Below are 25,756 nucleotides of genomic sequence, written 5' to 3' on the forward strand. Positions count from 1 at the left end.
CAGCGGAGTCAACGGTTGTCGGCAAAGGACCGCAACGCCTCGATCTGAGCGGGATCCAGTGACGGGCGCACCGTTTCGCGTGCAACGGCGACGTCCTCGGGGGTGACATCGGCGGCGTCGATGTCGCGCCGCATCGCGGTCAGTGCCGCCTCACGCAGCAGCGCCACGCAGTCCGCGGCGCTGTAACCCTCCAGATCCGCAGCCAGCGTGTCGAGGTCGACATCGGCGTGCAGGGGGACGGATTTTCCGGCCACCCGCAGAATCTGGCGCCGGGCGTCGGCGTCCGGCGGCTCGACGAACACCAGCTTCTCCAGCCGGCCCGGCCGGGTCAGAGCGGGGTCGATCAGATCCGGTCGGTTGGTGGCACCGACCACCACCACGTCGCGCAGCGGGTCGACGCCGTCAAGTTCGGTGAGCAGCGCGGCGACCACCCGATCGGTCACCCCGGAGTCGAAGCTCTGGCCGCGGCGCGGTGCCAGGGCGTCGATCTCGTCGAGGAACACCAGTGACGGCGCCGAATCGCGGGCCCGCTGAAACAGCTCGCGCACCGCCCGCTCGCTGCTGCCCACCCACTTGTCCATCAACTCCGCGCCTTTGACGGCATGCACGCTGACCCGGCCCGAGCCCGCCAGGGCCCGGATCACAAAGGTCTTGCCGCACCCCGGCGGTCCATAGAGCAGCACCCCGCGCGGCGGGTCGACGCCGAGCCGGGTGAACGTGTCCGGGTGCTGCAGCGGCCACAGGATCGCCTCGGTCAGGGCCTGCTTGGTGGCGACCATGTCGCCGACGTCGTCGAGGGTGACTGATCCCACGGAAACCTCGGCAGCCGCCGACCGCGACAGCGGGCGGATCACGCTGAGCGCGCCGAGGAGGTCCTGCTGGGTCAGCTGCGGCTCCTCGTCGTTATCGCTTGCTCGCGACGCCGCCCGCAGCGCCGCCTCCCGGACCAGCGCGGCAAGATCTGCGGCCACGAAACCCGGTGTGCGATCGGCGATCTCGCTCAACGTCAGGTCCACGGTGGGAACCGCGATCAGCAGCGTCGCCAACAGCGCGGCGCGGGTCGCGCCGTCGGGAAGGCTCAGCCGGATCTCGCGGTCGCACAGTTCCGGCGCCCGCAACCGAGGATCGGCATGGTCAGGCAGCGCCGAGGTCGCGATGAACGCCACCCCTTCGGTGGCCACCACCGCACGCAGTTCGACGAGGATCAGCGTGGCCACCGGCTCCGGCGGCTCGGGCAGCAGGGCGTCGACGTCGGCGATCAGCAGCACGCCCCCGCCGTCGCAGACCTGCGCCGCCGCGGCGCGCACCGCGGCCAGCCGCTGCTCGGCGGCGAGCGCCCCGATCTCGGGGCCGTCCAGCTCGATCAGCCGGCGGCCCTCGCACACCGCCCGGACCATGGTCGTCTTGCCCACGCCTGCCGGGCCCGACACCAGCACCCCGAGATTCGTTCCGGCGCGCAGGGCCTTGAGCAGCGCAGGTTCGTCGAGCGCGAGTTTGAGCCATTCGGCGAGCTTTGCCGCCTGGGCTTCGCAGCCCTTGAGTTCGTCGATGGCGATCCGGGCCGGTGCGGCCGGTGCGGCGACAGTCGCCGCCGGGGCACTGGGCCCGGCGCCGAAGGTGACCAGCGAGTTGGGCTGCACGCTGACCGGCCCCGCCGGGTCCACCCCCGTGACCGTCAACAACTCCGACGTCCAGCTGATCCCCACCGCCGAGGCCAGCGCGGAGGTGGCCGCCGACGTCGAGGTGCCGGGACCCAGATCACGGGGCAGGAGCGAGACCGCGTCGCCGACGGTCATCACCTTGCCCAGCAGCGCTTGGCGCAGCGTGGTCGGCGACAACGTCTGAGACGCCAGGGCAGAGCCGCTCAGCGTCACCGACCGGGCGCCGTAGACGGTCACCGCGGCCACCACCACCTCGGTGCCGTCGCGCAGGCCGGCGTTGGACAGCGTCACGTCGTCGAGCAGCGCCACCCCGGCCGGAGCGTCCGGGCCGGTGAGCCCCGCCACCGCCGAGGTGGTGCGAGAACCGGTCAAGGACACCGCATCCCACTCCCTGATACCCAGGGCGGCAACGGCTTCGGGGTGCAGTCGGACGACTCCACGGCGGGCGTCGACAGCGGAGGTGTTGAGCCGGGCGATCAGTGTCAGATGCCGGGAGGTGCCCACTCGGCGGTCTTCTTGGCGCTCATCGATGGAACCCACCCGGCCATTATCGGCATAGCGGTCAGTGGCCTCCCCGGTAACAGGCGGATCCGCCGGGCAGGTTTGAATATCACCATGCGGACTGGTGTGCTGGTATGGGTGATCAGTGCGGTCGGTGTGCTGATGATCCCCGCCCCGGCCGGGGCGCAGGGCCCATCGCCGTTGGCCGAGCTGGTGGATGCCGCCGCCCAGCGGCTGCAGATTGCCGATGACGTAGCGGCGGTCAAGTGGCAGACCGGCGGTGCCATCGAGGATCCCGCCCGGGTGGGGCAGCAACTCGACAAGGTCGCCGCCGACGCTACCGGTGCCGAGCTGGACCCCGACTACGTACGCCGGATCTTCGCCGACCAGATCGCCGCGACCGAGGCCGCCGAGCACTATCGGTTCGCGCAGTGGAAGCTGGATCCTGCGGCCGCCCCGGCCGCCGCTCCCGAACTGGCGGCTTCCCGGGCGCGCATCGACGGTTTCAACCAGGCGATGCTGGCCCAGATCGGCCGCCGATGGGAACTGCTGCATTCGCCCGCGTGCCCCGGTGAACTCCGGGAGGCGACCCGGGCCGTCAGCGACGCACGGCAGCTCGACGAGTTCTACCGGCAGGCGCTGTCGTCGGCGACGAAGGACTACTGCGCCGGCTGACCGCGCCGTCAGCGACTCGGCTTGCGCAGCCGCAGCCGTGCCATCGACTGACCGCCGGGCCGGCGGATTCCCCGCCGCACGCCCGGGCGGCGGCTCGGCTGCGCCCGCCGGATGGCCCGCCGCGCGGCCCGGCGCTCCCTGGGGGCGTCCTCCCATGCCTCCGGGTGGGCGGCCACCCAGCGCTGGCTGCGGACCGAGAACGGGATGGTGCACAGGTAGGCCCCGATCAGCACCAGCACCAGCACGTAGGGGAACAGGAACGCCGCGGCTGCCACCAGTGCCAGCACCGCCAGCAGGGCCGCCGCCAGATGCGGCGGCACCGACACGGCGTGCATCTTGCGCATCGGGATCCGGCTCACCAGCAGCATCGAGGTGCCCACCACCCAGATGCAGGTGAACCACTGCGACGTCCACCATCCCTCGCCGAACTGCAGCTTGGCGGCCAGCAGTCCCATTAAGGTGATGGCTCCGGCCGGTGCCGGCATCCCGACGAAGAACTCCCGGGTGTAGGCGGGCTGGGTGGCGTCGTCGAGCAGGGTGTTGAACCGGGCCAGTCGCAGCACCACACACACCGCGTACAGCAACACCACGATCCAGCCCGCCGGTTGCGTCGACAACAGCGACACATAGATCACCACCGCGGGAGCCACCCCGAAGTCGACGGCGTCGGCCAGGGAATCGATCTCGGCGCCCATCCGCGACTCGGCGTCCAGGATGCGCGCCACCCGGCCGTCCAGACCGTCGAGGATGGCGGCGGCCGCGATCAGCGCCATGGCGATGTGGGGCTGCCCGTCGAGGGCGTACTTGATCGAGGTCAGCCCCGCGCAGATCGCCAGGACCGTCATCGAACTCGGCAGGATGTGCAGACCTACCGGGCCCCGGCCCCGGGCCGGGTCGGCGGTGGTGGTGGTCATGGCAGGTGGGCCAGGACGGTTTCGCCGGCCACCATGCGCTGGCCGACGCCCACCAGCGGCTGAGTCCCCACCGGAAGGTAGACGTCGAGCCGTGAACCGAACCGGATCAATCCGTAGGTGTCACCGATCGCCAGGTAGTCGCCGGGCCGGGTGTCGCAGATGATGCGCCGCGCGACCAGTCCGGCGACCTGCACGGCGATCACCTCAGCACCGTCGGCGGTGCGGATCCGCACGCTGTTGCGTTCGTTGTCCTCGCTGGCCTCGGTGCGGTCCGCCGACCCGAACCTCCCGGCCCGATGCAGCACCGCGATCACCTCGCCGCCGACCGGAGCCCGCTGGACGTGGGCGTCGAAGACCGACATGAAGATGCTGACCCGTGGCAGCGGGGTATCGGGCAGATCCAGCTCCGGAGGCGGAGCCGCCGAGTCGACCAGGCACACCGTGCCGTCGGCGGGAGCCACCACCACACCGGGGCGGGTCGGCGGCACCCGGTGCGGATGCCGGAAGAACCCGGCGCTGGCCCCGGCCGCCAGCAACCCGGCGGTGCGCGCCCAACGGCGCTTACGGCCCAACAGCGCCACGCTCAGCGCGCCGCCGACGAACGGTAAGCCAGCGCTGTGCATCGGCGGCACCGTCGAGCGCACCAGCTCGATCAGATGCCGAAGGCCGCCGGGATCATCTGCTGCGCGAGGGCGTCGGGCCATTGGGCCATCTTAGAAGCTGCGGTGTCAACGCACCGCCGGGATCACCACCCGGTCAGGTCCCAGACTTGCACTTCGGCGCCCGCGGGCAGTTCGGTGACGTCGTCGGCGATGTCGAGCAGGCAGTTCGCCGAAGCCAGGTAGCGCAGGTGGTGCGAGGCCGGCGGTCCGTAGCTCGTGACGGTAGCGGTCTCGTGGTCGAGCAGTCCGCGGCGGAACTGCCGCTTACCGGCCGGAGAGATCAGCTTCTCGCGCAGAACGGCGTTGCGGCGCGGCCGATCCGGGGACGGCAGGTTCATCGCGCGGCGCAGGGCGGGCCGGACGAAGACCTCGAAGGACACCTGTGCGCTGACCGGATTGCCGGGCAGCGTGATGATGGCGGCGCCGCTGCCCGCGCCGCCGATTCTGCCGATACCCTGCGGCATCCCAGGCTGCATGGCCACCTTGACGAAGTGCACACCCTGATCGCCGTCGCGCCCGAAGACATCCTTGACCACCTCGTAGGCGCCCGCACTGACCCCGCCGCTGGTGATCACCAGATCCACCGCCCCGTCATACACGCCGTACCGTTCGAGCACTCCGGTGAACGCGGCGGTGTCGTCGGCGACGGTCGCCGTGGCCACCACCTCGGCGCCGGCCTCCCGCACCGCGGCCGAGAGCATCACGCCGTTGGACTCGTAGATCTGTCCGGGTGCCAGCGGCGTGCCCGGTTCGACCAGTTCGGACCCGGTGGAGATCACCAGAACCCGCTGCCGGGGCTGCACCGGCAGTTCGGCCAGGCCCAGCGCCGCCGCCAGGCCGGCCGTCGGCGCGTTGACCAGCTGCCCCGCCCGCAGCACGGTGGCGCCCGCGGAGACATCGCTGCCGGCCGGCCGGATGTGGCGGCCCCGCGTGGTGGCGGCGCCGATCCGCACCACATCGGCGCCGCCGTCGGTGGCCTCCACGGGAATCACCCCGTCGGCGCCGTGCGGAACGGGTGCGCCGGTCATGATGCGGTGCGCGGATCCCGGTGTCAGCGTGGGGATATCGGTGCGGCCGGCCGGAATGTCCTCGGTGACGGGCAATGTCACCGGATTGTCGGGCGTGGCGCCGGCCACGTCGTCGGCGAGCACGGCGTAGCCGTCCATGCCGGAGTTGTCGAAGACCGGCAGCGAGATCGGTGCGATCACGTCCGCGGCCAGCGCCAGGCCCTCGGCATCGGACAGTGCGACCGTGACCGGTGGCCGGGGACGGATCAGATCGGCGACGGCCCGCTGGTGCTCTTCGACGGATCGCATGCCGACAGTCTGACTCAGACCGGGAAGGTGACTCCCGTCAGCTCCTGCGAGACCGCCCACAGCCGCTGCTGCAACTCGACATCGTGCGCCTGCTTGCTGGCCTCGACGAGCTTGGGGTATCCGCGCTGCTCACCGATGCCGCCGGGACCGTAGTACTGGCCACCGGTCACCTCAGGGTCGGTGGCTGCCCGCAGCGTGGGCAACGCCCCCATGGCGGCGCTCTGTACCACCAGCGGCATCAGCAGCCGGTCCGCGGGGCGCAGGAACGGCGGGAGGTGCCGGGTCAGTTCGGTGTTGGCGGTGCCGGGGTGGGCGGCGACGGCGATGGTGGAGCGGCGTTTGGCGGCCAGCCGGCGCTGCAGTTCGTAGGTGAACATCAGGTTGGCCAGCTTGGACTGCCCGTAGGCGGCGATCCGGTTGTAGCCGTGCTCCCACTGCAGATCGTCGAAGTGGATCGCCGCCATGATCCGGTGCGCCATGCTGCTCACGGTCACCACGCGCGACTGCCGCACCCGCAGCATTCGTGGCAGCAGCAGACCGGTCAGTGCGAAGTGCCCCAGATGGTTGGTGCCGAACTGGAGCTCGAATCCATCGGCGGTGTGCTGTTTGGGCGTATACATGACGCCGGCGTTGTTGATCAGCAGGTCGATGCGGGGATGTGCGGCGCTCAGGGCCTCCGCGGCGTCGCGGACCGAGGCGAGCGAACTCAGATCGAGCTGCTGAACCTCGACGGCGGCCTGCGGGCTGGTCTCGCGGATCCGCTGTGCCGCAGCGTCGCCCTTCGCCAGGTCGCGGACCGCCAGCACCACCCGAGCGCCGTGCCCAGCGAGCTCCGCGGCGGTGTAATACCCGATTCCGGTGTTGGAGCCGGTGATCACTGCAACGCGCCCGGTTTGATCCGGTAGGTCCGCAGTCGTCCACCGATCCCGCCCACCCATGTGTCAAACGATACTCAGGTGGCGCGGCGTGCGCTGGATGAGTTGTCGCAGAAGCGGCGGTGACGATGCGGTGCGGACCGCACCCTGCCATCCTCTCCTACATGACGCAGCACGCAGACCAGTCCGACGAGATCATGCTGCTCGATCCCGCCACTCCGCCCAGTTCCCGCGCACCTCTGGTGTGGGCCATGGTCGGTGCGGTGCCCTGGCTGATACTGGCCCTGCTGCAATTGGGTTGGGCGCTCGCCGACGAGCAGGTGGCCGAAGCGACCGTGCGCTACCCGCAATGGCTGCACACCGCAGCCCTTGCCGTCACGGCGCTGGGCCTGTTGGTGTCGGTGGTGATCGCGCCGTTGTGGCGCTACCGCGTGCACCGGTGGGACATCAGCGACCGCGCGGTGTACACGCGCACCGGCTGGTTGGTGCAGGAACGCCGGATCGCGCCGCTGTCGCGGGTGCAGACAGTCGACACCTACCGGGGCCCCCTGGATCGGCTGTTGGGCTTGGCCAATGTGCGGGTGACGACCGCGTCTTCCGCAGGTGCGGTGCACATCGTTGCGCTGGATGCCTCGGTCGCCGACTGGGTTGTCGAGCAGCTGACCGACATCGCCTCACTGGGGGCAGGAGATGCCACGTGAGCACCATCGCCGAGGAGCCGGCCTGGCAGCGGCTGAGCCCGCGGATGCTGTTGGTTCATCCGCTGCACGAGGTGCTGCGCGAGCTGCCGCTGTTGGTCGCCGTGGTGGTGTTCGGCTCAGCGACCGACAATCAGCTCTGGGTGCTGCCGCTGGTCGGGTTGATCGCGGTAGTAGGTGTGACGCGTTGGTTCACCACCAGCTACCGCATCGAACCCGACCCCGAAGCCGGCCGGGTCCAGCTTCGGTCAGGTCTGGTGCGCCGCAAGGTGCTGTCGGTGCCTCGGAATCGAATTCGCTCGGTGGAGACCGACGCCCGGCCGCTGCACCGTCTGTTGGGTTTGACCGTGCTGAGGGTCAGCACTGGCCAGCACGCAACTGGAGACCGCGCCTTTGAACTGAACGCGGTCCCGAGCAGCCAGGTGCCGCAGTTGCGGGCGACGCTGCTGGCGCATACCGGGCAGCCCGTACCGACGCCGACGGAGCCCGCGCGTGCGACGGTGCTGGCGCGCTGGGAGCCGTCGTGGCTGCGCTTCAGCCCGCTGAGCCTGTCCGGGCTGGTGATGGTCGGTGCCGCGGTGGGGGCACTGTTTCAGAGCGGAGTCTGGGCGGCGCTGCAGGATTCACCGGTGAGCAGGGGCTGGATCGAGGCCGCTGAACAGTTCGGCCTTCGGCAGAGCGCGGTACTGATCGCCGCCGTGCTGTGGGTGGTCTCGATGGTGCTGGCGGTGCTGCGGTCTTTGCTGACCTACGGGAACTTGGTGCTGTCTCGCAGTTCGGGGGCGGCTGCGGACGTGCTGGCGTTGCGATATGGGCTGCTACGGGTCCGTCACTACAACTACGACATGCGTCGGTTGCGCGGCGGAACAGTGCGCCGGCCACTGCTGGTGCGGGTGTTCGGTGGCGCGCGACTGGACGCGGCGATGACGGGAATCACCGGTGAGGGTGAGTCGTCGATCCTGCTGCCTCCGTGTCCCCGAGCCACCGCTGAGCAGGTGCTGACCGGGTTGATCGGCGATCCCTTGGTGGTCACCGGGCCGCTGCGCAAGCACGGGCCGGCCGCGGTGCGCCGGCGTTGGACCCGGGCGATGATGGGACCGGTGGTTCTGGGGGTGGGACTCGCTGTTGCGGCGGCGGTCGGCGACGTGCCGCAGTGGTGCTGGCCGGCGTGGGCGGCGATGACGGTGGGTGCGGCGTTGCTGGCCGCCGACCGGGCGCGTGCCCTGGGGCATCGTGTGGACGCGCACTGGCTGTCGGCGCGCACCGGCAGCTGGGAGCAGCGCCGCTACTGCATCTCCACCGCCGGCATCGTCGGCTGGACCGTGCGTCAAAGCTGGTTTCAGCGCCGCGCCGGGGTGGCCACCCTGATCGCGGCCACCGCCGCCGGTGTCAAGGCCTACCGGGTGATCGACGTGCCGCAGGAGTGGGCCTGGTCGGTAGCGGCGCAGGCCTCGCCGTGGGTGGCGCACAGTCGCTGGACGCGGCGGGGTTGAGCGACGGCGCCTTCGGTTACAGCTGCCGGATGGCCTCGATACGCGCCCGCAACTGATCCGACGTCGCCGCCGCCACCGGGGGGCCGCCGCAGATCCGGCGCAATTCGTTGTGGATCCAGCCGTGCGGCTTGCCGAGACGATGATGTGCCGCCGACACCAGCGCGTTGAGTTCGTGACGCAGCGCCCGCAACTGACCATGCGTGGTCACCGGTGCAGGAGCGGCCCCACCCGCGGCCGCCACCTTCGAGCGGCGGTCCAACTGCTCTTCCTGGCGTCGCCGCAGCAGGTCACGCATCTGGTCGGGGTCGAGCAATCCCGGGATGCCCAGGTAGTCGGCCTCTTCCTCACTGCCGGCGGGGGTGGCGGTGCCGAACGAGGCGCCGTCGAAGATCACCTGGTCCAGCTCGGCGTCGGCCCCCAACGATTCGAATTTGTTCTCCATTTCCGAGGGCTCGTCGCGACGGCGCTCGGCCTCGGCGAACTCGTCGCGCTCGGACTCCCGGTGGGGTTTGCCCAGCACGTGGTTGCGCTGCTGTTCGAGTTCGCTGGCCAGGCCCAGCAGTGACGGCACCGACGGCAGGAAGATGCTGGCGGTCTCCCCGGGGCGCCGTGACCGCACGAACCGGCCGATCACCTGAGCGAAGAACAACGGGGTGGACGCGCTCGTGGCGTAGACGCCGACCGCCAGCCGGGGCACGTCGACGCCTTCGGAGACCATCCGCACCGCCACCAGCCAGGGGCTAGTGGCGGCGGAGAACTGCGCGATCTTGTCTGAGGCCCCGGCGTCGTCGGAGAGCACCACGGTGGGCGCCTCCCCGGTGAGGTTCGTCAGCAGCTTGGCGTAGGCCCTGGCCGCCTTCTGATCCGAGGCGATGATCATGCCGCCCGCATCGGCCATGCCGCCGTCACGCAACTGGCGCAGCCGTTTGTCCGCGGCGGTGATCACCGCCGGCATCCATTCCCCGGCCGGGTCCAGTGCAGTGCGCCATGCGCGGGCGGTGTACTCGGCGGTCAGCGGCTCGCCGAGCCGGGCCGAGTATTCCTCGCCGGCGCTGTCACGCCAGCGCGCTTCGCCGGAGTAGGCCATGAACACCACCGGGCGCACCACGCCGTCGGCCAGCGCATCGGTGTAGCCGTAGGTGTCATCAGCCACCGACCGCAGGTGGCCGGCACCGTCGGGCTCGTAGTTGACGAACGGGATCGGGCTGTCGTCGCTGCGGAACGGGGTTCCGGTCAACGCCAGCCGGCGAGTCGCGTCGGAGAACGCTTCCCGGATGCCGTCGCCCCAGCTCTTGGCGTCGCCGCCGTGGTGGATCTCGTCGAAGATCACCAGTGTCTTCATGGCCTCGGTGCGCACCCGGTGCCGGGCCGGGTGGCTGGCGACTTGGGCGTAGGTCACGACGACGCCGTGGTACTCCGCGCTGGTCTGCGAGTCGGAGTTGGAAAACCGCGGATCCAGGGCGATGCCGTGGGCCGCGGCGGCTGAGGCCCACTGCACCTTGAGGTGCTCGGTGGGGACCACGATCGTGATCCGCTCGACGGTGCGGTCGGCCAGCAGTTCGGCCACGATGCGCAGAGCGAACGTCGTCTTACCGGCGCCGGGGGTGGCGACCATCAGGAAATCTCGTGGCTTGGCGCTCAGATAGCGCACCAAAGCCCGGCGTTGCCAGCCCCGCAAAGCCCGGGTGCTGGGCGCTGGTTCAGCCCGCACCCGGTCTCCTATCTGATCAAGATCGAAGTCTAGGGCAAGCCGATAGCATCGCTGGTGTGTCCACCCCGCCGGAACCGGAATCCGTTCGAGTCGAGCGGCTTCGCGACGCGCAGGCCAAGGCGGGCGCCCTGTTCGACGAAATCGAGCGCCGCGCCATGATCCGCCCCGGAGTCGGCGAGCGCCGCCTTTCCGAGGAGATCGCCGCGCTCGCCGCCGACCTGTTCGGGGTGACGCGGCACTGGCATCGGCGGGTGGTGCGGGCCGGGGAGAACACCCTGCTGCCGTTCCGCGCCGACCCGCCGGACCGGGTCATCACCGACGACGACATCGTCTACCTGGACCTGGGGCCGATCTTCGAGCAGTGGGAGGCCGACTTCGGCCGCACCTTTGTGCTCGGCGGTGCTGATGCTGACCCGGACAAGCTGGCGCTGCGCGACGCGCTGCCCCGGGTGTGGAATGCCGGCCGGGAGTTCTTCGAGGCCCACGCCGACGTCACCGGTGCGCAGCTGTTCGACCACGTCGTCGGCTTGGCCCGGGACGAGGGCCTGGAGTTCGGTGCACCGATCGCCGGACACCTGCTGGGGGAGTTTCCGCACAAGAAGATCAGCGGGGACGAAGCCCGGTTCTACGTCGCGCCCGGTTCCGATGAACGGATGCGCCGGACCGACGCCACCGGCCGGGTGTGTCACTGGATCCTCGAGGTTCACCTGGTGAACCGCGCCCGCGGGTTCGGGGGTTTCTACGAGCAGCTGCTCGACATCGTCTGAGGCCCGGTTGACCGGCCGGATCGCCCCCTGCCGGATCCGAGCTGGCAACCTTGCACTCTCCATGGCCGAGTGCTAAAAATGACATTGGCACTCGCGACCAGTGAGTGCTAGGTCGGGACGGTGAGGCGCGGGGCCGCACCTGCGGAGCACACCCACAGCCGTCCGTCGCGGGCACTGACCCGACCAACAAGACGTGCACCCCCTAACCGGAGGAAACACTTCGCAATGGCTAAGCAAATTGCGTATGACGAAGAGGCCCGTCGCGGCCTCGAGCGGGGCCTCAACGCCCTCGCCGACGCGGTCAAGGTGACGCTGGGCCCCAAGGGCCGCAACGTCGTCCTGGAGAAGAAGTGGGGCGCCCCCACGATCACCAACGATGGTGTGTCCATCGCCAAGGAGATCGAGCTGGACGACCCGTACGAGAAGATCGGCGCCGAGCTGGTCAAAGAGGTCGCCAAGAAGACCGACGACGTCGCGGGTGACGGCACCACCACCGCCACCGTGCTGGCCCAGGCTCTGGTCAAGGAAGGCCTGCGCAACGTGGCCGCCGGCGCCAACCCGCTCGGCCTGAAGCGCGGCATCGAGAAGGCCGTGGAAAAGGTCACCTCGACTCTGCTGGCGTCGGCCAAAGAGGTCGAGACCAAGGAGCAGATCGCGGCCACGGCCGGTATCTCCGCGGGCGACCAGACCATCGGTGACCTGATCGCCGAGGCCATGGACAAGGTCGGCAACGAGGGTGTCATCACCGTCGAGGAGTCCAACACCTTCGGCCTGCAGCTGGAGCTCACCGAGGGTATGCGCTTCGACAAGGGCTACATCTCGGGCTACTTCGTCACCGACCCCGAGCGCCAGGAAGCCGTCCTGGAGGACCCCTACATCCTGCTGGTCAGCTCCAAGATCTCGACCGTCAAGGACCTGCTGCCCTTGCTGGAGAAGGTCATCCAGTCCGGCAAGCCGTTGCTGATCATCGCCGAGGACGTCGAGGGCGAGGCCCTGTCGACCCTGGTGGTCAACAAGATCCGCGGCACCTTCAAGTCCGTCGCCGTCAAGGCCCCGGGCTTCGGTGACCGTCGCAAGGCGATGCTGCAGGACATGGCGATCCTCACCGGTGGCCAGGTCATCAGCGAAGAGGTCGGCCTGTCGCTGGAGAGCGCCGACGTCGCCCTGCTGGGCACCGCCCGCAAGGTCGTCATCACCAAGGACGAGACCACCATCGTCGAGGGCTCGGGCGACTCTGACGCCATCGCCGGCCGGGTGGCCCAGATCCGTTCCGAGATCGAGAACAGCGACTCCGACTACGACCGCGAGAAGCTGCAGGAGCGCCTGGCCAAGCTGGCCGGCGGTGTTGCGGTGATCAAGGCCGGAGCTGCCACCGAGGTGGAGCTCAAGGAGCGCAAGCACCGCATCGAAGACGCCGTGCGCAACGCCAAGGCTGCCGTTGAAGAGGGCATCGTCGCCGGTGGCGGCGTGGCCCTGCTGCAGGCCGCTCCGTCGCTGGACGAGCTGAAGCTCGAGGGTGACGAGGCGACCGGTGCCAACATCGTGCGCGTCGCGCTGTCGGCTCCGCTGAAGCAGATCGCCTTCAATGCGGGCCTGGAGCCCGGCGTCGTCGCCGAGAAGGTCACCAACTCGCCCTCGGGTACCGGCCTCAACGCCGCCTCGGGTGTGTACGAGGACCTGCTCAAGGCCGGCGTTGCCGACCCGGTGAAGGTGACCCGCTCGGCGCTGCAGAACGCGGCGTCCATCGCGGCACTGTTCCTGACCACCGAGGCCGTTGTCGCCGACAAGCCGGAGAAGGCGTCCGCACCTGCGGGCGACCCGACCGGTGGCATGGGCGGCATGGACTTCTAAGTCAGTAGCCAACGGGAAAGCCCGGTCCCCTCGTGGGGCCGGGCTTTTCTTTTGACGCCGAGCAGACGCAGAATCGCACGAAGTCGACGCAATAAGTGCAATTCTGCGTCTGCTCGCCGACGGGGAGGTGCCATGGAGATCGTGCTGCTGGGGACCGGCAGCGCCGACGGGTGGCCGAACCCGTTCTGCGGGTGTGCCTCCTGCCGGTCGGCGACCGCAATCCGCGCCCAGACCGCGGCGCTGGTCGACGGGGTTCTGCTGCTGGACTGCGGGCCGGAGGCGCCGCGCGCCGCGATGCACTGGGGCAGGTCACTGGCGCAGGTCCGGCACATTCTGTTCACCCACGGCCACCCCGACCACGTCGGACCGGCGGCCCTGCTGATGCGGCACTGGACCGGGGCCACCGAACCGCTGGATGTGGTCGGCCCGGCCGGCGCACTCGACCAGTGCCGGGACTGGGTGGCGCCGCACGATCCGGTCCGGTTCCAGACCGTGCGGGCCGGTGACCGAATCCGGCTGGGGGACTATGACGTGCGGGTGCTGGCCGCCGCCCACGGTTCCGACATCGGCGGCGACGCGGTGCTCTACGACGTGGGCTCAGCCGACGCCCGCGTCCTGTGGGCCACCGACACCGGTCCACTCCCCGAGTCCACCTACACCGCGGTGTCCGGGGCCGGCTATGACGCGGTCTTCTTGGAGGAGACTTTCGGGGCGTACACCGAACACGGCACCGAGCACCACGACCTGCCGGGGTTCGCGACGACGGTGGCGCGGCTGCGCGACTGCGCCGCCGTCACCGATGCGACCAGCATCGTTGCGGTCCACCTGAGTCACCACAATCCTCCTGAGCCGGAATTGACTGCGATACTGTCGGATTCGGGCGCTCGGCCGGGACGCGACGGTGAGGTGGTGCGAGTGGGGGCAGCCACGAGTCGACCGGTGCGCACCCTGGTGCTGGGCGGCGCACGTTCCGGCAAGTCGGCGCACGCCGAGGCGCTGCTGGCCGGCAAGCCGGAGGTGACCTACCTGGCCACCGGCGGGGTGCGCGAGGGCGACGCGGAATGGGCGGAGCGGGTGCGGGCGCACCGGGCGCGGCGCCCGGACTCCTGGCGCACCGTCGAGACGGCCGAGGTGGCCGAGGAACTGCGGTGCGCCCGCCAGGCGGTGCTGCTCGACTGCCTCGGGACCTGGCTCACCGCCCGAATGGACCTGCACCGCGTGTGGGACGGCGGCGACGATGGGCGCAACGCCGTCTCGGCCGATATCGACGAGCTCGTGTCGGCCTGGCGGGCGTGCCCGGCCCCGGTGGTGGCGGTCAGCAACGAAGTGGGCAGCGGCGTGGTTCCGCCCACCGCATCGGGGCGGCTGTTCCGCGACCTGCTCGGAGTGCTCAACGCGCGAGTGGCCGCCGAGTCCGACGAGGTGGTGCTGATGGTGGCCGGGCGACCGCTCAGGCTTCCCGCTGACTGACTGAGAGATCGATACAATCGTTGTAACAGCGTGTCCCACGCGGTGATTCAGGGGTAGGTACCCGGATCAGGACGGCTCGGCTGGCGCAGATGGACACCTGCGCCGACTCACCGGTGCCGGACACCTGCGCGGTGCCGTCGACGATCACGGTGTAGCCGCCCGGCGCCGGTGGCGGCCACAGCACGGTCACCTCGGCGGTGCGGGCCAGGTTCGCCCGGCTGCGCCGGCCGCCGAGCGCACCGATGTAGACCGTGCCGGCCCGCAGGACCGGCGTCACCGGGACCGGATGCGGACGATTCTCGGCGTCGACGGTGATCAGGTAGGCGTGGTCGTAGCCCACCAGCTTCTCGGCGAGCCGAGCGAAATCCACCTCGGAACTCATGAATCTCCAGCCTAACCCCGTGGGCCCTCAGTCGGCTTTGAGCTGCACACAGTCATGGGCCGTGCCTTGTGCGCGCTGGGTGCCCGGATCCAGCACCGGCCGGTGCAACAGGGCCTTGGTGGGCGTCACCAGCACCGGAGCGGCCGGATCCGCGGGCACCTCAGCCTGGCCGTCGACCAGCAGCGAGTAGTCGCCGACGTCGCGGGCCGGCCAGATCACGGTGACGGCCGTGCAAGACGACAGGTTGGCCCGGCCGTGCGATCCCACCGGGCCGACATCGAGCCGGACGCCGTCGAAGGTCGGGGTGATCGCGGTGGTGTGGATGCGGTAGTCGTCACCGACGGTGACCAGGAAGGCGAAGGGATAGTCGGCCAGCAGTGCGGCAAGGCGTGCGAGGTCGACGGGCTTGGCCATGACGTCGAGGATAGTGATCCGCCAGCAGACACACCCAGGTCTGGTGAGCCATGATGGCGTTATGGAATTTCGCTACCTGGGCAACTCCGGCCTGCAAATTTCGGAAATCACCTATGGGAACTGGCTCACCCATGGTTCGCAGGTGGAAAACGACGTCGCCACCGCCTGCGTGCACGCCGCGCTCGAGGCCGGGATCACCACCTTCGACACCGCCGACGTCTACGCCAACGGGCGGGCCGAGGAGGTGTTGGGCGCTGCGCTGAAGGGCCGGCGCCGCGAATCGCTGGAGATCTTCACCAAGGTCTATTGGCCGATCGGCCCGGCCCCGTTGGGCCGCAACGACACCGGCCTGTCCCGCAAGCACATGATGGAGGCCATCGACGGATCGCTGCGCCGGCTGGGCACCGACTACGTGGACCTGTATCAGGCGCACCGCTACGACTCCTTCACGCCGTTGGAGGAGACCATGCAGGCCTTCGCCGACATCGTGCGGGCGGGAAAGGCGCTCTACATCGGTGTCAGCGAATGGACTGCCGAACAGATCCGGCAAGCCCACGGATTGGCCCACCAGCTCGGCGTCTCGTTGATTTCGAACCAGCCGCAGTATTCGATGCTGTGGCGAGTGATCGAACCCGAAGTGATTCCGGCCTGCGCAGAGCTGGGGCTGAGCCAGATCGTCTGGTCGCCGATGGCGCAAGGTGTGCTCTCGGGCAAGTACCTGCAGGGCCGGCCGCCGCCGGCCGGCTCGCGCGCCACCGACGAGAAGGGGGGTGCGAACTTCATCAAACGTTTCATGACCGACGATGTGCTGACCCGGGTGCAGCAGTTGAAGCCGATCGCCGCGGAACTGGATCTCAGCACGGCCCAACTGGCGATCGCCTGGGTGCTGCAGAACGACAACGTCGCCGCCGCGCTGGTGGGGGCGTCACGGCCGGAGCAGGTCAGCGAGAACGTCAAAGCGGCCGGCGTGCGGATTCCCGAGGAGTTGCTGGCCCGCATCGATGAGGTGCTCGGCGATGTGGTCACCAGCGACGCCGCGCTGGTCGCCCGCTCCACCCCGCAGCAGCGGCTGATCTAAGCGGCTACACCCGACACAAGATCTCGCTGTTCAGGAACGCCAGCCAGCCGTCGGGATGATCCGCCCAGGTACGCCATGCCAGCGAAATCGCCTGCAGTTCGGCCGGATCGGCGGCACCGCTGGCGAGTAGCTGTTCGGTGATGGCGGACTGCAGAATCCGATCGGCCCACATGGCGCCCCAGTGCTGCCGGTCGGCGGGCGTGGCGTAACACCATGCGGTCGCCGTCGGGGTGACGTCGGTGAATCCGGCCGCGTGCGCCCAGGCCAGCAGATGCCGGCCGGCGTCGGGCTCGCCGCCGTTGGCCCGCGCCGCGTCCCGATACAGCCGCAGCCAGTCGTCGAGCTCCGCCGACGCCGGATACCAGGTGAACGACGCATAGTCGCTGTCCCGGGCGGCCACCACGCCGCCGGGTCTGCAGACCCGGCGCATCTCGCGCAACGCGGTCACCGGATCGGCGACGTGCTGGAGCACCTGATGGGCGTGAACCACGTCAAAGCTGTTGTCGGGGAACTGCAGTGCGTGCACATCGGCGACCACGAAGTCGATGTTGTCCTGCCCCCGCTCGCGCGCGCAGGAGCGGGCCAGATCCAGCGCCCCGGGCACGGGCTCGACGGCCGTCACCCGGCCGGGTGCCACGAGAGCCGCCAGATCGGCGGTGATGGTGCCCGGCCCGCAGCCCACATCGAGCACCCGCAAGCCCGGTGCCAGCGACGGCAGCAGGTAGGCCGCCGAGTTCTGCGCCGTTCGGACCCGGTGGGCCCGCAGAACCGATTCGTGATGGCCGTGGGTGTAGCGGGGCGACGTCACATCTGGAGACGGTACTCGCCGGAATCGGCGCCCCGCCCGGATCGCTGCGCGGGGAGTTCGCCAGGCCGGCGGGTCAGGCCGGCGCCGGCTGGCGCCCGCGTACCAGCTTGCCCGGACGGGCTGCGGTGGGTTTGCCGTTCTCCGCGATGATCTCGCCGGAGACGATCGTCGCGACGTAGCCGTCGGCGGTCTGGTCCAGTCGGCGGCCGCCGGCGGGCAGGTCGTAGGTGACCACCGGCTTGTGCAACCGCAGATTCCGGTGGTCGATCACGTTGAGATCTGCCTTGTAACCGACCGCGATACGTCCGCGGTCGTCGAGTCCGGCGACGCCGGCAGGGGTAGACGTCAATTCGCACACCGCCGCTTCGACACTGAGCCGGCCGGCCGCGCGGTCACGCGCCCAGTGTGTCAGCAGATAGGTGGGAAAGCTGGAGTCGCAGATCATTCCGTAGTGCGCGCCACCGTCGCCCAGGCCCAGCACCACGTCGTCGCGCCGCATCAGAGTGCTGACGGTGTCCAAGGAGTGGTTTTCGAAATTGGCCAGGGCGTCGAGCAGGATCGCCTGCCCGCCGTCGTCGAGCAGCCGGTCATACGCTTCCTCAGCGGGGGAGACACCTCGCGCTTTGGCGCGCGCCGCAATGCTTTTCGACGGGTCGGGTTCGTAGTCGGGGTCATCGCCGAGGGGGAACATCCAGTCCCAGGACTGGGTCATGTAGGCGATCGGGTTGGCGGCGGTGATCGTCGGGCGATCAGCGAGAATCCGTTGCCGCACCTCCGGTTTGCGCATTTCGGCGACGCGCTGCTCCAGGGGCAGGCCGGCGATCTGCTGGTAAGCCGGGTACAGCATGAACGGGTGCATACTCAGGTCCAGGCCGACCATCAGCCCGATCGGGCGCGGAAAGACCTGCGCGGTGATCGAGGCGCCGGCGGCATTGGCCTGCTCCACCATGGCGATGGCGTCGTGCCACAGCGGAGGGCCGTAGTTGCCGATCAGCAAGCTGAACGTGACGGGCAGGCCGGCGTCGGTAGCGGCGTCGAAAACCTGTTGCAGGACGGGGCGGTACGTGCCGGAGGGCAGATCGGGGACAAACTGGATCAACCCGCCGCCGCCGTCGGCCAGGCCGCGGCTGATTGCGAGCAGTTCGGTGTAGGCGGCGTCAAAGCTCGGGATCTGGGAGCCGGTCCCGGTGCGGTGGGTGTTCAGCCGCGACGACGAGAACCCCAGTGCTCCGGCTTCGGCGGCCTCTTTGGCCAGCCGGCGCATCTTCGCCAGGTCTTCGGCTGTCGCGGATTCGCGGTCCACACCGCGTTGACCCATCACGTAGACGCGCAGCGGCGAATGCGGCAGGAAGGCCGCGACGTCGATGTCGCGGGGACGCTGGTCGACCGCGTCCAGGAACTGCGGGAAGGTCTCCCAGGTCCACGGCAGGCCGTCGGTCATCACAACGCCGGGAATGTCTTCCACGCCGGCCATCAGATCCACCAGCACGTCGTGGTCATCGGACCGGCACGGGGCGAAGCCCACCCCGCAGTTGCCCATCACCGCCGTCGTCACGCCGTGCGCCGAAGAGGGATTGAGCCGATCCGACCAGATGGACTGCCCGTCATAGTGGGTGTGCAAGTCGACGAACCCCGGAGTGAGCAGCAGCCCGGTGGCATCGATCACCCGGCGTGCGTCGCCGGAGACGGTCCCGATCTCGGTGATGACGCCGTCGCGGACCGCGACGTCGCCGACATAGGGTCCGCCGCCCAGGCCATCGACGATCGTGCCGTTGCGGACCACGAGGTCGAGGCTCATCCGGTTAATCTACGACCCCGCGGTACCGCATGCCAGGATGTCTTTCGTGATGGACCACGTGGGCATCAACTGCGCCGACTACGCCAAATCCCAGAAGTTCTACGACGCCGTGCTCGAGGTGCTGGGCTACTCGCGGCAACTGGACGTCGGCCCGGCCCTCGGCTACGGCCGGGACGGCAAGCCGACGTTCTGGATCGCCGATGCGACCGCCGGCGACGCCACGGGGCCCAACCGCGAGGTCCACGTCGCGTTCAGCGCCGTCGATCGCGAGCAGGTGCGGGCGTTCTACGACACCGCCGTGCGTCTGGGGGCCGAGGTTTTGCACGCCCCGCGGTTGTGGCCGGAGTATCACCCCGCCTACTACGGTGCCTTCGTTCGCGACCCGGACGGCAACAACGTAGAGGCGGTCTGCCACTGCCCCCAGGGGTAGCGTCGCAGGTATGACCGACACCGCGACCACCGCACTGCAGCGCCTGCTGGCAGACGCGTTCACGCGGCTGATCGAACACGCCGACGAACTCACCGACGGGCTGACCGACGAGGTGGCCGACTACCGGCCGACCGAGCAGGCCAACAGCATCGCCTGGCTGCTCTGGCACAGCGCGCGGGTGCAAGACATCCAGATCGCCCAGATCGCGGGCGTCGAGCAGGCATGGACCCGCGACGGCTGGGTGGACCGGTTCGGCCTGGACCTGCCGCGCGGTGACAGTGGTTACGGCCATGGTCCTGCCGAGGTCGCCAAGGTGCGGGCGCCGGCGCAACTGCTGGCGGGCTATTACCACGGCGTACACCAGTTGACGCTGGGCTACCTCGACACCATCACCGTCGAGGAGCTGGACCGGGTGGTCGACGAGCACTGGGATCCGCCGGTGACGGCGGCGGTACGGCTGGTCAGCATCATCGATGACTGCGCGCAGCACCTGGGCCAGGCTGCTTACCTGCGGGGCTTACAAGGCCAAGCGCCCTAGACTTGACACCTGTCGAGGCGGGGTGCGATCCGGGTCACAACGCGGGTTAGCATGGCGTTATGACCGCGATCACTCCCGCCAGCGCCCCGCTCTCCGGCACCGATACGGTGTCCAACCCCGCCACCGGGGAGTCGGCCGGCCAGGTGCGCTGGACCGAGCCCGCCGAGGTCGACAAGATCGCCGCCGGGCTGCGCACCGCGCAGCGCGAGTGGGAGCACCGCGGCGCCAAGGGCCGGGCCAAGGCGCTGGCCCGCTTCGCGCTGTGGCTCGGCGACAACCGGGACGAGATCGAGCGCCTGCTGATCGCCGAGACCGGCAAGTCCGCCACCGACGCCGCCCAAGAAGTCCCCCTGCTGATCATGATCCTGTCCTACGTGATCAAGGTGATGGAGAAGGCGGTGGCCCCGGAGACCCGGCCGGCGTCCACCCCGGTACTCAAGGTCAAGAAAATCACCATCCACTACCGGCCGCGGCCGGTCGTCGGCGTCATCGCGCCGTGGAACTACCCGGTGGCCAACGCGATGATGGACGCGATCGGCGCGCTGGCGGCCGGGTGCGCCGTGCTGCTCAAGCCTTCCGAGCAGACCCCGCTGACCGCCGAACTGCTACGCAAAGGCTGGCTGGACTCCGGGGCTCCGGACGTGTTCGCGGTGGTGCAGGGTGCCCGCGAAGTGGCCGAAGCGGTGATCGACAACTCCGACTACGTTCAGTTCACCGGCTCCACCGCCACCGGGCGCAAGGTCGCCGAACGGGCCGCCGGCCGGCTGGTGCCGGTCAGCCTCGAACTGGGCGGAAAAGACCCGATGATCGTGTGCGAGGACGCCGACATCGACCTGGCTGCGCACGCGGCGGTCTGGGGCGCGATGTTCAACGCCGGCCAGACCTGCGTGTCTGTCGAGCGGGTGTACGTGCTCGAACCGGTCTATGACAAGTTCGTCGCCGCGGTGGTCCGCGACGTCGAGGCGCTGCAGGTGGGCACCGGCGAGGGCAAGCACTTCGGGGCGCTGATCAGCGAACAGCAACTCGCCATCACCGAGCGGCATGTGAAGGAGGCATTGGCCGCCGGCGCCCGCGCGCTGACCGGCGGTGAGCGCTCTCCCGGACCCGGCAGCTTCTACCCGCCCACCGTGCTGGTCGACGTCGACCATTCGATGGCTTGCATGACCGAGGAGACCTTCGGGCCGACCCTGCCGATCATGAAGGTCAGCAGCGTGCAGGAGGCGATCCGGCTGGCCAACGACAGCCCCTACGGGCTGAGCGCCTCGGTGTTCTCCAAAGATGTCGCACGAGCGAAGGACATCGCGCTGCAGTTGGACTGCGGAGCGGTCAACGTCAACGACGTGATCTCCAACCTGATGTGCACGACAGCGCCGATGGGCGGCTGGAAGACCTCGGGTATCGGGGCGCGCTTCGGCGGCGAAGACGGCATCCGCAAGTTCTGCCGGCAGGAGACCGTCGTCGTGCCGCGCACCAACGTCGGCGCGGGTGGTAACTACTACCACAACTCGCTGGCCACGCTGGCTCGGACCAACCGGTTGCTCACCCGGATCGTGTTGGCCCGCCCGCGCCGTACCGCGAAATAGTGCGGCTCTTCTCGGCGGCGCTGTTCTGGTTGCTGACCACCGCGACACTTGCGGTGGCGCTACCTACCGCGTGGGCGCAGCACAACCTCGTCGATGCCGACGGTTACGCCCGGCTGGCCGCCCGGGCCGCAACTGTGCCCGCCCTCCAGGACGCGGTCGCGGCCGAGCTCAGTGCCCAGACGGTGCAGCTGATCCGGGGGAGCGGCTTGCGCATCGACCCGGCAGAGGCCCGCGAGGCGGCTCGCGAGTACACCGCCGGACCGGAGTTTCCGGCTCAGTTCGTTCGGGTCAACCGGGACGGGCACGCCTGGTTGCTCAACGTCGGCGATCCCGGGCCCTGGGAGATCGACGTGATGCCGATGCTGCGTAGCGATGCCTTCGCCCAACTGCTGGCCGTCTACCCCGTCACCCTGCCGGCCTCGTTGACGGTGCCGCTGACCTCGACCTCCACCGAGGTGATGCGCCCGGCCGGGCTGCACCGGCTCGCGGTGTGGGGCCCGTTGCTCACCGTCGTGCTGGGCGCCATGGCCGGGTTGTGCGCGGTCATGACGGTGGTCGCCGCCCGCCACCGCGGCAGGGCCCTGGCCAGCTTGGGTGTCTCGGCGCTGCTGGTGGGAGCCGGCGTCTGGTCGGCCGTCGAAGTGGCGCGGCGCTACCTCGATCAAGTGCTGCGCCAGGCCACCGGCGACATCCGCCGGATCGCCGAAGCCTTTGCCGACGTGGCCGAAACAAGTCTGCATCAGTGGCTCACCGTAACCTTGGCTGCCGGGGCGGTATTAGTGCTGGTAGGAGTGGGTGTGGCATTGCTGGGTGGGCTGCGCAAAACCTGAATGTCGCCCGAACGGTGGATACCGAACGGCCGTTGACTTTTGCAATGATCTCGGCGAAGGAGTTTCTTTTTCCCCGAGAGGCGGGTTCGCCCCCATGAGTGACCACGACGTGGCGTCGGTCGGACCGAACGCGGACGGGCCTGGGCCACTATCGCCGGCTCCGTTGGTCCGGTTCGACTTTCAGCCCTATCACGTGCTGCGTGTACTGGCCGGGGCCTGGGCGGTGGCCGGCCTGGTCACCTGGCCGGGTATCGGCTGCTGGGTCAGCGCCGCGGTGTCGGCCTGGGCGGACTGGTACACCCGCAAAAACCGGATCGGCTGGCCGATCGATGTGGAGGACTTCCTGGTGGAGCGGGGATGGGCGCTGCGTCGGCCCCGGCACCGTGCTGCCGACAATCGGCCCCTGATCCCGTTTCGCCCCATGACCGTTCCCGAGTTGTATGCCGCCGCCGTCAAGATATTGCTGCGCAACTGGCCGACTCTGGTCGGCGTCCCGGCCGTCATCTGCACCGGATTCGGGGCGGTCTTCGTGATGATCATGCACAGCCTGGAGGCGCCTACGCCTGCGCATGTGGCGCAGCTGCTATTCAGCGGCCACGACACGATGCTCAGCGTGTCGAGCATGACGCTGGCGGTGCTGGTGGTGCTCTACGCCCTGGTTCTGCCGGCCGATGCGCTGCTGATCCTGCTGGGGGTGCAGGCCACCGACAAAGTGATCGGCGGCAAGCGCGTTCGATTCGAGGAGATGCTCTGCAGTGCTACCGAACGGGTGTGCACGGTGTGTCGCCTGACCTTCGCCTACTACATGATCGGGGTGGTGGCGTTGCTCCTGCATGTGGTGGCGCGTTACAGCGGTTTCTATGCCGCAACCATTCCCCTCCTCGTGGTCGCCAGCGTCGCCGCATTTGTGCTGGCACGGCTGCTGAGCATGTCACCGATCGTGCTGATCCGGGAAAACCGCGGAGTCGCCGAATCATTCAGGCGTTCGATCGAGCTCTGCAAGCCCGCGGCGGGACGGATCATCGGTATCTACGTGCTGTGGATGGCCGGCATGGTGGCCGTAGCGCTGCTGTCTTCGGCGCTGACCTGGGTGACCGTGGTGATCACCTACCCGGTGTTGATCGGCCTGGTCCGGTGCCTGCAGATGCTGGTCTACACCGACCTGCGGATTCGGCAGGAGAATTACGCGCCGGAGCTGTTCGCCGAGTGGATGCGCAACATGGGCCGGGAGGGGCTGGCCAGCGGCTAGCCTGCGGCGGGGCCGCCCAGCATCCGCCGCAGGAACGAAAAGCTCAGCGCCGACTTGAAAGCTGCCTGGGCGTTGTCGGCCGCGCCGCCGTGGCCGCCCTCGATGTTCTCGTAGTACCAAACCCGGTGTCCGGCCGCCTCCAGTGCCGCGGTCATCTTTCGGGCATGTCCGGGATGCACGCGGTCGTCACGGGTCGAGGTGGTGATCAGCACCGGCGGATAGACGGTATCGGCCGAAATGTTCTGGTACGGCGAGTACTTACTGATGAACTCCCACTCAGCCGGGTCATCGGGGTCGCCGTACTCGGCCACCCAGGACGCACCGGCCAGCAGCAGGTGGTAGCGGCGCATGTCCAGCAGCGGTACCTGGCAGACCAACGCCCCGAACAACTGCGGGTAGCTGGTCAGCATGATGCCCATCAGCAGTCCGCCGTTGCTGCCGCCCACCGCGCCGAGCTGCGCGACGGTCGTGATGCCACGGTCCACCAGGTCGGTTGCGACCGCGGCGAAATCCTCGGCCACCAGGTGCCGGCCCGAGCGCATCGCCTGGGTGTGCCAGTGCGGGCCGTACTCGCCGCCGCCGCGGATATTGGCCAGCACGTAGGTGCCACCGCGTGCCAGCCACAGCCGGCCCAGCACGGCGTCGTAGCCGGGGGTGCGTGCCACCTCGAAGCCGCCGTAGCCGCCCAGCAGCGTCGCACCGGTCGCATCGGCCGGGCGAACCACGAAGTAGGGGATCGCGGTCCCGTCTTTCGAGGTGGCGAAGTGCTGCTGCACGGACAGCCCGTCGGCGTCGAAAAGCGCGGGAGCCGATTTGATCTCCGTCAGGTCGCCATCGGCGGGACCGTGCAGCAGGCGTGACGGCCTGTCGAATCCGCTGGAGTCCAAGAAGATCTCGTCGCCCGTGTCGTCGGCGGCCACGATCACGGTGTTGGTGTTGGGCGGCACCGCATCGATCGGTCGCCGTTGCCAGTCGACCGGCGAGACCACTTCCACCCGGCTGGCCACGTCGCGCAGGGTCACCAGCACGAGATGATCACGGGTCCACGCGTAGTGATGCAGGGCGGTGTGGGCGTCCGGTTCGAAGACGACGCGGCACTGCGCGGTGCCGGCGAGGAATTCCTCGTAGTCGGCGGCCAGCAGCGACCCTGCTCGATACGACGCGGTGCCGGTGTCCCAGTCGGTGCGCAGCTCGATCAGGATCCACTGCCGGTGTACCGACACCGAGGCGTCGGTAGGGGCGTCGATGCGGATCAACTCTCCGGCACGCAGCTCGTAGACCTGATCGTTGTAGAAGTCGATCGCCCGCGACACCATGGTGCGCTCGAAGCCCGGGGTACGGTCTGCGCCCGCGGCCACCAGCACATCGGTGACCGAACCGGTGAACACCGTCTCCGCCTGGGCCAGATCCTGGCCGCGACGCCACCGTTTCACCATCCGGGGATAGCCGGATTCGGTCAGTGAGTCGGCGCCGAAATCAGTACCCACCAGGACGGTGTCGTCGTCCTCCCAGCTGATCCGCGTCTTTGCCTCGGCAAGCGCGAATCCCTGACGGTCCGGCTCAACGAATTCTCGTGTCGTCATACCGAATTCGCGCACCACCACGGCGTCGGACCCGCCCCGGGACAGCGATATCAGGGCTCGGCTGTGATCGGGCTCGATCACGTTGGCGCCGCCCCACACCCAGTTCTCGTCGTCGGCGCGGGCCAACTCGTCGAGGTCGATGACCACATCCCAGTCCGGGTTGTCGGTGCGGTAACTGTCCAGGCTGGTGCGCCGCCACAGACCCCGGGGGTTGGCGGCGTCACGCCAGAAGTTGTAGAGGTAGGCGCCGCGGCGCCGCACATACGGGATGCGGGCGTCGGTGTCGAGCACCTCGCGCGCGGCGGCGCGCATCGCCTCGAAATCGTCGCCGGCGAACTCGTCGACAGTGGGGGTGTTGTGGGCGCGCACCCACTCCAGGGACCGTTCGCCGGTGACGTCCTCCAGCCACAGGTGGGGGTCGTCGCAGTCGTGGGCGGGCATGGAGTTCATTGTGACCGTGACGGTAATG

23 protein-coding genes are annotated in these 25,756 nt (G+C 69.2%); 12 read left to right on the plus strand and 11 right to left on the minus strand.

Annotation, left to right across the window (positions count from 1 at the left end; all coding sequences use genetic code 11):
* Window positions 1-8: 8 nt before the first annotated feature.
* Window positions 9-2,201: an AAA family ATPase gene (locus G6N14_RS19610; protein WP_085136467.1), complete on the minus strand. Its 2,193-nt coding sequence runs from the start codon at window positions 2,199-2,201 to the stop codon at window positions 9-11.
* 75 nt (window positions 2,202-2,276) lie between these two features.
* Here G6N14_RS19610 and G6N14_RS19615 point away from each other — a divergent pair, with 75 nt between their 5' ends.
* Window positions 2,277-2,837 (plus strand): chorismate mutase, encoded by a 561-nt coding sequence (locus G6N14_RS19615; protein WP_085136468.1) that lies wholly within the window; start codon window positions 2,277-2,279, stop codon window positions 2,835-2,837.
* A gap of 8 nt (window positions 2,838-2,845) precedes the next feature.
* On the opposite strand, the gene pssA is transcribed toward G6N14_RS19615, so the two are convergent.
* Genes pssA through G6N14_RS19635 form a run of 4 tightly spaced genes read right to left on the minus strand, consistent with a single transcriptional unit; the run spans window position 2,846 to window position 6,667 of the window.
* A complete protein-coding gene (pssA, locus tag G6N14_RS19620) occupies window positions 2,846-3,751 on the minus strand; it encodes a CDP-diacylglycerol--serine O-phosphatidyltransferase (RefSeq protein ID WP_085136469.1) in 906 nt (301 codons plus the stop codon).
* Window positions 3,748-4,455, minus strand: a complete 708-nt coding sequence (locus G6N14_RS19625) for a phosphatidylserine decarboxylase (protein ID WP_085136470.1) — start codon at window positions 4,453-4,455, stop codon at window positions 3,748-3,750. The genes pssA and G6N14_RS19625 overlap by 4 nt, the downstream gene beginning before the upstream one ends.
* Window positions 4,456-4,496: 41 nt before the next feature.
* The gene (moeA, locus tag G6N14_RS19630; RefSeq protein ID WP_085136471.1) at window positions 4,497-5,729 is read right to left on the minus strand and encodes a molybdopterin molybdotransferase MoeA; all 1,233 of its coding nucleotides are present in this window, start codon (window positions 5,727-5,729) and stop codon (window positions 4,497-4,499) included.
* Between the two features lie 14 nt (window positions 5,730-5,743).
* Window positions 5,744-6,667: an SDR family NAD(P)-dependent oxidoreductase gene (locus tag G6N14_RS19635; protein WP_085136472.1), complete on the minus strand. Its 924-nt coding sequence runs from the start codon at window positions 6,665-6,667 to the stop codon at window positions 5,744-5,746.
* Window positions 6,668-6,768: 101 nt separating this feature from the next.
* Here G6N14_RS19635 and G6N14_RS19640 point away from each other — a divergent pair, with 101 nt between their 5' ends.
* Window positions 6,769-7,305 carry a PH domain-containing protein gene (locus G6N14_RS19640; protein ID WP_109559871.1) on the plus strand — a complete coding sequence of 179 codons (537 nt, stop codon included), beginning with the start codon at window positions 6,769-6,771 and terminating at the stop codon, window positions 7,303-7,305.
* Between the two features lie 44 nt (window positions 7,306-7,349).
* Window positions 7,350-8,795, plus strand: a complete 1,446-nt coding sequence (locus G6N14_RS19645) for a PH domain-containing protein (RefSeq protein WP_085136738.1) — start codon at window positions 7,350-7,352, stop codon at window positions 8,793-8,795.
* A 16-nt stretch (window positions 8,796-8,811) separates the two neighbouring features.
* Here the strand turns inward: G6N14_RS19645 and G6N14_RS19650 are convergent, their stop codons facing one another.
* Entirely contained in the window at window positions 8,812-10,506 is a 1,695-nt protein-coding gene (locus G6N14_RS19650; RefSeq protein WP_085136473.1) for a DEAD/DEAH box helicase, read from the minus strand.
* 56 nt (window positions 10,507-10,562) lie between these two features.
* Here G6N14_RS19650 and G6N14_RS19655 point away from each other — a divergent pair, with 56 nt between their 5' ends.
* From G6N14_RS19655 to G6N14_RS19665, 3 genes are all read left to right on the plus strand, one after another.
* On the plus strand, window positions 10,563-11,273 hold the full coding sequence (locus tag G6N14_RS19655; protein ID WP_085136474.1) for a M24 family metallopeptidase: 711 nt from the start codon (window positions 10,563-10,565) through the stop codon (window positions 11,271-11,273).
* Window positions 11,274-11,498: 225 nt separating this feature from the next.
* A complete protein-coding gene (groL, locus tag G6N14_RS19660) occupies window positions 11,499-13,124 on the plus strand; it encodes a chaperonin GroEL (RefSeq protein ID WP_085136475.1) in 1,626 nt (541 codons plus the stop codon).
* A gap of 132 nt (window positions 13,125-13,256) precedes the next feature.
* Window positions 13,257-14,594 carry a bifunctional adenosylcobinamide kinase/adenosylcobinamide-phosphate guanylyltransferase gene (locus G6N14_RS19665; RefSeq protein WP_085136476.1) on the plus strand — a complete coding sequence of 446 codons (1,338 nt, stop codon included), beginning with the start codon at window positions 13,257-13,259 and terminating at the stop codon, window positions 14,592-14,594.
* On the opposite strand, the gene G6N14_RS19670 is transcribed toward G6N14_RS19665, so the two are convergent.
* Both G6N14_RS19670 and G6N14_RS19675 read right to left on the minus strand, forming a co-directional pair.
* Window positions 14,575-14,976 carry a pyridoxamine 5'-phosphate oxidase family protein gene (locus G6N14_RS19670; protein WP_085136477.1) on the minus strand — a complete coding sequence of 134 codons (402 nt, stop codon included), beginning with the start codon at window positions 14,974-14,976 and terminating at the stop codon, window positions 14,575-14,577. The two genes, G6N14_RS19665 and G6N14_RS19670, sit on opposite strands and share 20 nt — an antisense overlap.
* Window positions 14,977-15,003: 27 nt before the next feature.
* On the minus strand, window positions 15,004-15,390 hold the full coding sequence (locus tag G6N14_RS19675; protein WP_085136478.1) for a hypothetical protein: 387 nt from the start codon (window positions 15,388-15,390) through the stop codon (window positions 15,004-15,006).
* 61 nt (window positions 15,391-15,451) lie between these two features.
* Here G6N14_RS19675 and G6N14_RS19680 point away from each other — a divergent pair, with 61 nt between their 5' ends.
* Window positions 15,452-16,468, plus strand: coding sequence for an aldo/keto reductase family protein (locus G6N14_RS19680; RefSeq protein ID WP_085136479.1), 1,017 nt, complete (start codon window positions 15,452-15,454; stop codon window positions 16,466-16,468).
* A 4-nt stretch (window positions 16,469-16,472) separates the two neighbouring features.
* Here G6N14_RS19680 and G6N14_RS19685 read toward each other — a convergent pair whose 3' ends face one another.
* Together G6N14_RS19685 and G6N14_RS19690 are read right to left on the minus strand one after the other, a co-directional pair.
* Window positions 16,473-17,276 carry a class I SAM-dependent methyltransferase gene (locus G6N14_RS19685; protein WP_085136480.1) on the minus strand — a complete coding sequence of 268 codons (804 nt, stop codon included), beginning with the start codon at window positions 17,274-17,276 and terminating at the stop codon, window positions 16,473-16,475.
* 73 nt (window positions 17,277-17,349) lie between these two features.
* Window positions 17,350-19,074, minus strand: a complete 1,725-nt coding sequence (locus G6N14_RS19690) for an N-acyl-D-amino-acid deacylase family protein (RefSeq protein WP_085136481.1) — start codon at window positions 19,072-19,074, stop codon at window positions 17,350-17,352.
* A 46-nt stretch (window positions 19,075-19,120) separates the two neighbouring features.
* On the opposite strand from G6N14_RS19690, the gene G6N14_RS19695 reads away from it, so the two are divergent.
* The 5 genes from G6N14_RS19695 (at window position 19,121) to G6N14_RS19715 (ending at window position 23,704) form a co-directional block, all read left to right on the plus strand.
* Window positions 19,121-19,504 (plus strand): VOC family protein, encoded by a 384-nt coding sequence (locus tag G6N14_RS19695; protein ID WP_085136739.1) that lies wholly within the window; start codon window positions 19,121-19,123, stop codon window positions 19,502-19,504.
* A gap of 10 nt (window positions 19,505-19,514) precedes the next feature.
* Window positions 19,515-20,042: a mycothiol transferase gene (locus G6N14_RS19700; protein WP_085136482.1), complete on the plus strand. Its 528-nt coding sequence runs from the start codon at window positions 19,515-19,517 to the stop codon at window positions 20,040-20,042.
* A gap of 59 nt (window positions 20,043-20,101) precedes the next feature.
* On the plus strand, window positions 20,102-21,625 hold the full coding sequence (locus G6N14_RS19705) for an aldehyde dehydrogenase family protein (protein ID WP_085136483.1): 1,524 nt from the start codon (window positions 20,102-20,104) through the stop codon (window positions 21,623-21,625).
* On the plus strand, window positions 21,625-22,455 hold the full coding sequence (locus tag G6N14_RS19710) for a hypothetical protein (RefSeq protein WP_085136484.1): 831 nt from the start codon (window positions 21,625-21,627) through the stop codon (window positions 22,453-22,455). Before G6N14_RS19705 ends, G6N14_RS19710 begins: the two co-directional genes overlap by 1 nt.
* A gap of 94 nt (window positions 22,456-22,549) precedes the next feature.
* On the plus strand, window positions 22,550-23,704 hold the full coding sequence (locus tag G6N14_RS19715) for a YciC family protein (protein WP_133054936.1): 1,155 nt from the start codon (window positions 22,550-22,552) through the stop codon (window positions 23,702-23,704).
* Here G6N14_RS19715 and G6N14_RS19720 read toward each other — a convergent pair.
* On the minus strand, window positions 23,701-25,737 hold the full coding sequence (locus G6N14_RS19720; protein ID WP_085136486.1) for a prolyl oligopeptidase family serine peptidase: 2,037 nt from the start codon (window positions 25,735-25,737) through the stop codon (window positions 23,701-23,703). The two genes, G6N14_RS19715 and G6N14_RS19720, sit on opposite strands and share 4 nt — an antisense overlap.
* Window positions 25,738-25,756: the final 19 nt, after the last annotated feature.

It is taken from the genome of Mycolicibacter hiberniae, from assembly GCF_010729485.1.
Classification (GTDB): domain Bacteria; phylum Actinomycetota; class Actinomycetes; order Mycobacteriales; family Mycobacteriaceae; genus Mycobacterium; species Mycobacterium hiberniae.